The organism is Finegoldia sp. P2-F-LR, from assembly GCF_052932265.1.
On record NZ_JBRFJF010000012.1, the window covers coordinates 66,302 to 73,929 of the forward strand.

Sequence of the window (7,628 nt, forward strand, 5' to 3'; positions counted from 1 at the left end):
TTCACCTATAATATATCTATTAATGTAATTAAACTTGTAATTACTGATACAACCATAAAAATTGATACTATCTTTTGTTCTTTGTAGCCTTTTAATTCATAATGATGATGAATTGGACTCATCAAAAATACTCTTTTTTTGTTTCTCAATTTGTAGCTAGTCATTTGAATTATTACGGATAACACTTCAATCATGTACACAAATCCTAAAATGATTAAGTACAAACTCAAGCCGTACATAGCCATAATCATCACCAAAGCACCACCTATCGCCATGGATCCTGTATCTCCCATAAAAACTTTAGCTGGATTTGAATTGTACACCAAAAATCCCAAAAGGCTACCAGCAAATATAATACTGAATATACTAGCTGTAGAATTTAAGTTATACAAAATAATACTTGTAGCAATGAACACAGGAATTGATACAGAAGTTGCAAGTCCATCTAATCCATCAGTCAAATTAGTAGCATTAGATGTTCCCATCATTACGAAAATCAAGAATGGATAAGTTATTATTCCAAAATCTACTGTTTTATGGAAAAACGGAATAACTTGTTTTGTAAAATTCGGATTTACTTGTTTAATCAAAAAACAAGCTATGATAGAAAACAAAAGTTGTAACACAAGTTTTTGTTTTTCATTTAATCCCAATGAACGTTTCATTACTAATTTCATGAAGTCATCTATAAAACCTATCGCTCCAAATGCAAGCATTCCATAAATCGCCAACAAAACTTCACTACTGAACAATCTTAATACAATAACAGTAATCAATGTAGATATTATAAATATAATACCTCCCATAGTTGGTGTTCCCGCTTTTGAATAGTGTGATTTGGGGCCGTCATCTCTGATTTCTTGACCAATATGTTTTTGTCTTAAAATCCTGATTATAAACTTTCCTAATATCAACGAAATTACGATAGATAATAACATCGACATTAAAATTTCACTTTTAAAATTCATATTTATCTCCTTAAATTATGAACACAAATTATGTCCAATTTTATACCTCATAAGTATTTATTATACCACACGGAAAAATTATTCTTCAGTATTTTTCTCTTGTTCAGTATAAATTTTAATGTAAGATTTTGGATCCATCAATTTGTTTTCTTCAGGATCAGTTTTAACTACTTTACCTTTTTTACCATTTTTGATTTCGATATTTTTAATACCGTATTTTTCTAAAGTATCCACTGCATCTTCAACTGTGAATCCCACTATTTCAGGAATTCTAATCATTGAGTCCTCTACACTTCCCGTCGTAAGTTCAATTATATCTCCCTTATTCACTTTAGAATATGCAGCTGTTTCTTGAGAATTTACAATTGAATTCAAATTCGAATTTGAATTTGTAACCTTAGACTTTAATCCCAATGAATTAAGTTTATCAACCGCTAACTTCAATGTAAGCCCTTCTAGTTCTGGAATAGTAACCTTATCTGAATCGTCAGCATCCAGTCTGGTTTTATTTATTCTCTTATATTCGATAATCTTAGAAAAAATCTTGCCCGCAGAAGGTGCGCATACAGCACTTCCGCCGTTTTTTCTTTGAGGCTCATCTACTACGATTAAAACAGTGTATTCTGGATGATCCGTTGGAAAAGATCCAAAGAATGATGCAGTTGTTTTACTGTCAGTGTATTTGCCGTCTTCGATTTTTATACTTGTTCCAGTTTTACCACCTATACCAAATCCTTGAATTGAAGCTTTTTTACCACTTCCATCATCTACAACTCCCTGCAACATTTTATTGATTTGCTTTGAAGATTGTGCTGAAATTATTTGTCTTTTGACTTTTGGCTGAACTTTTTCTATCTTTTTTGTGTCCTTTGAAATAAATTCCTTAGCAACATGTGGTTCTATCAACATTCCACCATTCACTATTGAGTTTAAAGCTGTTATCATTCGAATTGGCGTTGCCGAAATACCGTGACCATAAGAAAGTGTAGCAAGTCTTGCTGCATCTATATCTTTCACACTTTTCGGAGCTATTCCCAATTCTTCAGCCGGTAAATCAATATCTGTTTTTTGATTAAAACCAAATCCATTTACGTATTTTTGAATATTTGCTTTTCCCAAATCTCTACCAATATTTACATATGCAATGTTGCAAGAATTGTTAAAAGCTTCTTGGAAAGTTTCGTCACCATGAGGATTCCAATATCTTTCGCATCTTATAACAACGCCTGGAATATCCCTGATAAATCCATTACAAAAATAATGTGATTCTTGTGTTGCTGTATGCTCTTCAGTTGCAGCCGCACTAGTTATAGTTTTAAATACACTTCCCGGCTCGTAAGTCCACGAAGTTGCTTTATTTTCCCACATATTAAAATAAAATTCACTGATTTTATCATCATCATTTTCTTTTTTCAAATCATTTAATTCATTTATTTGATCTCTTAAAAGCGGAGTTTTAGGATCATTAGGGTTAAAATTCGGATAAGATCCCATACCCAATACATCCCCATTATTTGGATTCATAACGATTATCGTCGCAGATTTTGGCTTAAAATTATTCTCTATGTCTTTTAAACTATCTTCTACAAAACCCTGAATAGTACTATCTATAGTTGTTTTTAAATCATATCCATTTTCTGGATTAATAATCACAGAACTATCATCAGATAAATCAATCGATCTGTTAACTGAACTATTCAGAATTCTTTTTCCGGGTTTACCTTTTAATTTAGCATTATAAAAGCTCTCCAACCCAACAACGCCATCATTATTTACATTTGTAAATCCTAAAACTTGAGCTAACATTTCCTTGTTTGGATAATATCTCTTTTTCTCAGAAACGATGCTAATAAATTTCTGATTACTAATAGGTAGTTTTTTTATGTTTTCTATTTCTGTTTTTGATAATGAAGGTTTAACTAGAACTGTTTTCTTTTTATCTAAAACTTTTCTTAATTCTTCAGGTTTCATACTTAAAGTTTTTCCTAACGAATCAATTAAGTTTGATTTCGATTGATCATTTAAATAAGTAGCATTTACATACAAATTATTGGATACGACGTTATCTGCCAATGTCTCTCCATTAGTATCTAATATTTTCCCTCTTTCAGCATCAATATTAATAGTATTGGTGCTTTGTTTTGCCGATAGTTTTCGGTATTTATCTCCAGCAGGAGTCAATTGTAAATAAATCAGTTTACCAACTATTAATAATACAATAATTGTCAATATACAAAATAAAACTACAATACGAGAATTGTAGTTTTTATTGAAATTTTTATTGATTTTTCCTTTGCTTAAATTGCGCCTTCTCATTATTTTTCCTCTAATTTTAAGTACATAATTTGAGCATTTTCAGGAAATTGCATACCCAAATTATTTTTTGCTATTTCTTCAATATTTTTACTAGTTAATTTACTTTCTATATGAGATTTTATCACATCTCGGTTGCCTTCTGTAAGCATTAATTGATTTTTTACTTCTTTTAATTCACTGGACATGCTTTGAATCTTAGAATAACGATTCATCACCAAAATGGATAAACAAATAACCACGCATATCATTACTTTATTAAAAGTAGAAAAAAGATTTGTTTTTCTACTAGGTCTATTTAATTTTTTTGTTTGTTCAATTTTTTTGACTTCAAATTCTTTTTTTTCTACATACTGTGGAAAAACTTCAATTTTTCTTTGTGCATTACCCATTTTTGTCTCCATTTATTAATCAAATCATATAATTATCAAATAATCTTTTCAGCAACTCTCAATTTTGCACTTCTAGCCCTAGAATTTTGTTTTAATTCTTCTGGTGAAGGCTCTATCGGCTTTCTAGTAATAATCTTAATTTCAGGCTTATGATTGCAAACACATACCGGAATTTCCGGAGGACAAATACAACCTTTTTGTCTTTGTTTAAAAATATCTTTACAAATTTTATCCTCCAAAGAATGAAACGTTATTATGCAAATTCTACCTTCAGGATTCAATAAATCTATACAATCTCCAACTGCTTGTTCTAAAACTTCTAATTCTTTATTAACTTCAATTCTAATTGCTTGAAAAGTTTTCTTTGCACTGTGGCCTTTTTGATTCATTCTTACTTTTTTAGGAATCGCTTTTTCGATGACTTCCACTAATTCGAAAGTAGTATTAATAGGTTTGATTTCCCTTTCATTGCATATAAACTGAGCAATTCTTTTCGCCCATTTTTCTTCTGAATATTTGAAAATAATATTTTCCAAATCCTCTTGTGAATAAGTGTTGACAATATCCTTGGCGCTAACTGGATTAGTTTGATCCATTCTCATATCCAAAACCGCATCGTGCATATAAGAAAAACCTCTACTATCTTCATCGATTTGATAAGAGCTAACACCTATATCCATTAAAATTCCATCAACTTTTTCAATTCCTATATTTTGTAAATCGCTTTTAATATTTTTAAAATTATCCTTTATAAAGATAACCTTATCTCCATATTCTTTTAAGCGTTCTTTTGCTACTGTTAATGCGTCTTCATCTTGATCAAAGCAAATTAGCTTACCATTCCCAATTCTTTTTGCAATTTCTCTGGAATGTCCAGCGCCTCCAACAGTGCAATCCACATAAACTTTTCCGTCTATAATATTCAAATTTTCGATGCATTCATTTAATAAAATTGGCACATGTTTGAATTCCATATTTCACCTACAAATCAAGATCATTTAATTCATCAGCTAAATCGTCATAGTTTAGTGAAGAATCATTAGAATATTGTTCCCATTTTTCTTTATCCCATATTTCAATACGATTGGATACTCCAATAATAGCAACTTCTTTTTTGATATCTGCATAATTTCTCAAGGATTGTGGGATCAAAAATCTTCCTTGTTTATCAATTTCTTGATTACTAGCACCAGCAAAAAACACTCTTGAAAACGCTCTTGCTTGTCTTCTAGTTAATGACAATTTATTAAGCTTTTCGGTCATTTGGATAAAAGCAGATACAGGATATACGAAAAGACATTCATCCATACCTTTTGTAATGTAGAATTCTTCTCCTATTTCATCCCTAAACTTTGAGGGCATAATAACGCGACCTTTTGAGTCAATATTATGAAAATATTCGTTAATAAACATTTTTCCCTCCACTTTGTTCCACTTTAATTCCACTACATTAATAATATCTTTAATATATGATGCTTTCAATGTTTTTATACGTTCTGAATATACGTTCTTATTGATATTTACTTAAATTTAAATATATGTTAAAATACTCTACGTAGTAAAAATTAAAGAGGATGAATATGAGAAAGAAATTTGGAATTTTTTTAATGACGATAGGTATTCTACTATTTGCTTTGTATTTTGCAGCAAGGTTAATACCCAACTATTATAGTGAAAATGATATAAGTAAAGATATATCATCCACAGAAATGGAACAAAACAATAAAAAGGAATTCAAAAACGACTTTGACGCTGTAAACTCCATTAGCACAACTACATCGTTGTTTAATTTTACAGCTATAAGCGGAGAAAATGTTATTGGACAAATCATTATCCCTGATTATAATTTAAGTTTACCTATTCATCGTGGAGTAACTGATGAACACTTATTAAGCGGTGCAGCTACAATGAAAGAAAACCAAAAAATGGGAGAAAAAAATTACACACTAACAGGTCATTACATGAAAAGAAATGGCTCTTTATTTAGTAAAGTGTATGATTTAACTAAAGGTACCAAAGTTTACATTACCGATAAAAAGAACATCTACGAATATGAAATCGTAGATAGAAAAGTTACGGACTCATATGCATTTTATATGTTAGAAGACGACAGAATTGAGAAATATGATAATAAACCTATTCTTTCTTTGATGACATGTGATATGCCAAATGATCCTAATAACAGAGTATTCCAAATAGGAAAACTTGTTAGATCATTTAAATACGACAAAAATTATTTCAAACAAAATTAGAATAAAAATTTAGACCACAGATGAAATTCAAAATTTTCTGTGGTCTTTTCATATAAAAAACTCTCCTCACAACTGTAAAGAGAGTCTGTTATGCTTTTTAAATATCCAAAATTTTACCATTTTTAGGAAATTCGTATATTACATCTTTTCTTTCAATGATTATTTTGGTTTTTTCATTTATTTTTTCGTTAGCTCTTATTAGTTCAAATAACTCTTTGGTAGGATTAATCGCTGTTGGTTTTCCCATCATATTAATCATAGAAAAATCACCCGAAGTATCACCGTAACAGTATGAATTATCGACATCAATTTGATAACGTTCAACAATTTCATCGATCACAGTCTTTTTACTATTTTTATCCCACATTGGAACCACTTCTCCAGTGTACATTCCTGAATTTTTCAAATACAAGGATGCTCTGTATTCAGTTACTCCATAGCTCTCAGCCATTTCTTTTACTAAAAAGTCCGGGCTTCCTGAAATAAAGAATATCAGATGATTATTTTCTTTGTGAAATTTAATCATCTCACGAGTATATCTGTAAACTTTCTCTTTAACTTGACTGATTACTTGATTTGATATATATTCATTGAACTCACTACTAAATCCTTTGAGCTTATATTTATAGACATCAACCAATTGATTGAGATACTCATCATAGTCAATTTTTCTTTTTTCGTATTTTTGGTATGCTGGATAAACTTTTTCGTAGTATAATTTTTGATCTATTATTTCAAAATTAACCAATTTTTTGAAATGTTCAATCATTAGTGAATCTCGGGCTATTGTTCCATCAATATCAAAAAACGCGCCTATTTTCATTATTTTGTACTCCTAGATTCTTCAACTAATCTGTCAAATTTTTCAATTATATTACGAAATTCTAAGCTTTTTTTCTTTTCAGATATAGGTTTTATGATATCCAAAATCAAAGAATATGCTAAGCAAATTACAGCCGATGCAAATGTAAAAGTAAACATCATTAACAATGTGAGTCCAAACTTACTTAAAATCGACAACATCGACATTACAAAAAGAACAGCTGATAAAATAAAAATAGCAGTTGTGAATATATATTTTTTTTGTTTATTTTGTAATTTATTATGTAAAAAATGTACTATAATCATTAATAAAGCTACAAATACGAAAAATAAAAAAGTAAAACCTTTGTACTTCCATACTACAGATAATATTGATTTCATGTTCGTCCTCCTTTTTTTATTATATCATATATGTTGAACTTTTAAGTTAATTTAGTTTTCTAAAATAAAAAATCCGAGTCAATCTCGGATTAGATGGTGCGCCTTCAGGGACTCGAACCCTGGGCCCACTGATTAAGAGTCAGTTGCTCTACCAACTGAGCTAAAAGCGCATATTAAATTTAAAAAAGTGGTGCGCCTTCAGGGACTCGAACCCTGGGCCCACTGATTAAGAGTCAGTTGCTCTACCAACTGAGCTAAAGGCGCATATCTTTACCACAACAATAATATTATACACTATTTTAAGAATTTGTAAAGAGTTTTAAATATTTTTCAAATTCAAATTATTGTAATAATGTAAAAAGAAGCAGATAAATTTGAGCTGAACCCGTAAACACGGAATAATTTAATAATATTTTAAGCGGAATGTAATCTGTACATAACAGGAGACATTCCGTTTAATTTTGTTTTAATTCTGTCTTCATTGTACCATTTAATATATT

9 protein-coding genes and 2 tRNA genes are annotated in these 7,628 nt (G+C 29.9%); 1 reads left to right on the forward strand and 10 read right to left on the reverse strand.

What is annotated here, in order from left to right; translation table 11 throughout:
* Positions 1 to 5: 5 nt before the first annotated feature.
* The 5 genes from mraY to mraZ all read right to left on the reverse strand — a co-directional run bounded on the left by mraY (position 6) and on the right by mraZ (position 5,086).
* Positions 6 to 968, reverse strand: coding sequence for a phospho-N-acetylmuramoyl-pentapeptide-transferase (gene mraY / locus ACU68W_RS08175; protein WP_446756386.1), 963 nt, complete (start codon positions 966 to 968; stop codon positions 6 to 8).
* A gap of 78 nt (positions 969 to 1,046) precedes the next feature.
* Positions 1,047 to 3,284: a penicillin-binding transpeptidase domain-containing protein gene (locus tag ACU68W_RS08180; protein ID WP_446756387.1), complete on the reverse strand. Its 2,238-nt coding sequence runs from the start codon at positions 3,282 to 3,284 to the stop codon at positions 1,047 to 1,049.
* Positions 3,284 to 3,673 carry a cell division protein FtsL gene (locus tag ACU68W_RS08185; protein ID WP_094208489.1) on the reverse strand — a complete coding sequence of 130 codons (390 nt, stop codon included), beginning with the start codon at positions 3,671 to 3,673 and terminating at the stop codon, positions 3,284 to 3,286. Before ACU68W_RS08185 ends, ACU68W_RS08180 begins: the two co-directional genes overlap by 1 nt.
* A 35-nt stretch (positions 3,674 to 3,708) precedes the next feature.
* A complete protein-coding gene (gene rsmH, locus ACU68W_RS08190) occupies positions 3,709 to 4,647 on the reverse strand; it encodes a 16S rRNA (cytosine(1402)-N(4))-methyltransferase RsmH (RefSeq protein ID WP_311437136.1) in 939 nt (312 codons plus the stop codon).
* A 7-nt stretch (positions 4,648 to 4,654) separates the two neighbouring features.
* Positions 4,655 to 5,086: a division/cell wall cluster transcriptional repressor MraZ gene (gene mraZ / locus ACU68W_RS08195; protein ID WP_311437137.1), complete on the reverse strand. Its 432-nt coding sequence runs from the start codon at positions 5,084 to 5,086 to the stop codon at positions 4,655 to 4,657.
* A gap of 167 nt (positions 5,087 to 5,253) precedes the next feature.
* On the opposite strand from mraZ, the gene ACU68W_RS08200 reads away from it, so the two are divergent.
* Positions 5,254 to 5,925: a class A sortase gene (locus ACU68W_RS08200; RefSeq protein ID WP_094205540.1), complete on the forward strand. Its 672-nt coding sequence runs from the start codon at positions 5,254 to 5,256 to the stop codon at positions 5,923 to 5,925.
* A 97-nt stretch (positions 5,926 to 6,022) separates the two neighbouring features.
* On the opposite strand, the gene ACU68W_RS08205 is transcribed toward ACU68W_RS08200, so the two are convergent.
* The 5 genes from ACU68W_RS08205 to ACU68W_RS08225 all read right to left on the reverse strand — a co-directional run bounded on the left by ACU68W_RS08205 (position 6,023) and on the right by ACU68W_RS08225 (position 7,623).
* Positions 6,023 to 6,748, reverse strand: coding sequence for an HAD family hydrolase (locus tag ACU68W_RS08205; protein ID WP_316514331.1), 726 nt, complete (start codon positions 6,746 to 6,748; stop codon positions 6,023 to 6,025).
* Entirely contained in the window at positions 6,748 to 7,128 is a 381-nt protein-coding gene (locus ACU68W_RS08210) for a hypothetical protein (RefSeq protein WP_094208485.1), read from the reverse strand. Before ACU68W_RS08210 ends, ACU68W_RS08205 begins: the two co-directional genes overlap by 1 nt.
* Before the next feature lie 94 nt (positions 7,129 to 7,222).
* Positions 7,223 to 7,298, reverse strand: a tRNA-Lys gene (locus tag ACU68W_RS08215).
* A gap of 18 nt (positions 7,299 to 7,316) precedes the next feature.
* Positions 7,317 to 7,392, reverse strand: a tRNA-Lys gene (locus ACU68W_RS08220).
* A gap of 150 nt (positions 7,393 to 7,542) precedes the next feature.
* Positions 7,543 to 7,623: an IS3 family transposase gene (locus ACU68W_RS08225; protein ID WP_080551595.1), complete on the reverse strand. Its 81-nt coding sequence runs from the start codon at positions 7,621 to 7,623 to the stop codon at positions 7,543 to 7,545.
* Positions 7,624 to 7,628 lie beyond the last annotated feature (5 nt).

What these genes read in the sequence shown, in the direction of transcription:
- mraY (WP_446756386.1), bottom strand. Translation starts at nt 968, where the DNA reads ATGAATTTTAAAAGTGAAATTTTAATGTCGATGTTATTATCTATCGTA.
- ACU68W_RS08180 (WP_446756387.1), bottom strand. Translation starts at nt 3,284, where the DNA reads ATGAGAAGGCGCAATTTAAGCAAAGGAAAAATCAATAAAAATTTCAAT.
- ACU68W_RS08185 (WP_094208489.1), bottom strand. Translation starts at nt 3,673, where the DNA reads ATGGGTAATGCACAAAGAAAAATTGAAGTTTTTCCACAGTATGTAGAA.
- rsmH (WP_311437136.1), bottom strand. Translation starts at nt 4,647, where the DNA reads ATGGAATTCAAACATGTGCCAATTTTATTAAATGAATGCATCGAAAAT.
- mraZ (WP_311437137.1), bottom strand. Translation starts at nt 5,086, where the DNA reads ATGTTTATTAACGAATATTTTCATAATATTGACTCAAAAGGTCGCGTT.
- ACU68W_RS08200 (WP_094205540.1), top strand. Translation starts at nt 5,254, where the DNA reads ATGAGAAAGAAATTTGGAATTTTTTTAATGACGATAGGTATTCTACTA.
- ACU68W_RS08205 (WP_316514331.1), bottom strand. Translation starts at nt 6,748, where the DNA reads ATGAAAATAGGCGCGTTTTTTGATATTGATGGAACAATAGCCCGAGAT.
- ACU68W_RS08210 (WP_094208485.1), bottom strand. Translation starts at nt 7,128, where the DNA reads ATGAAATCAATATTATCTGTAGTATGGAAGTACAAAGGTTTTACTTTT.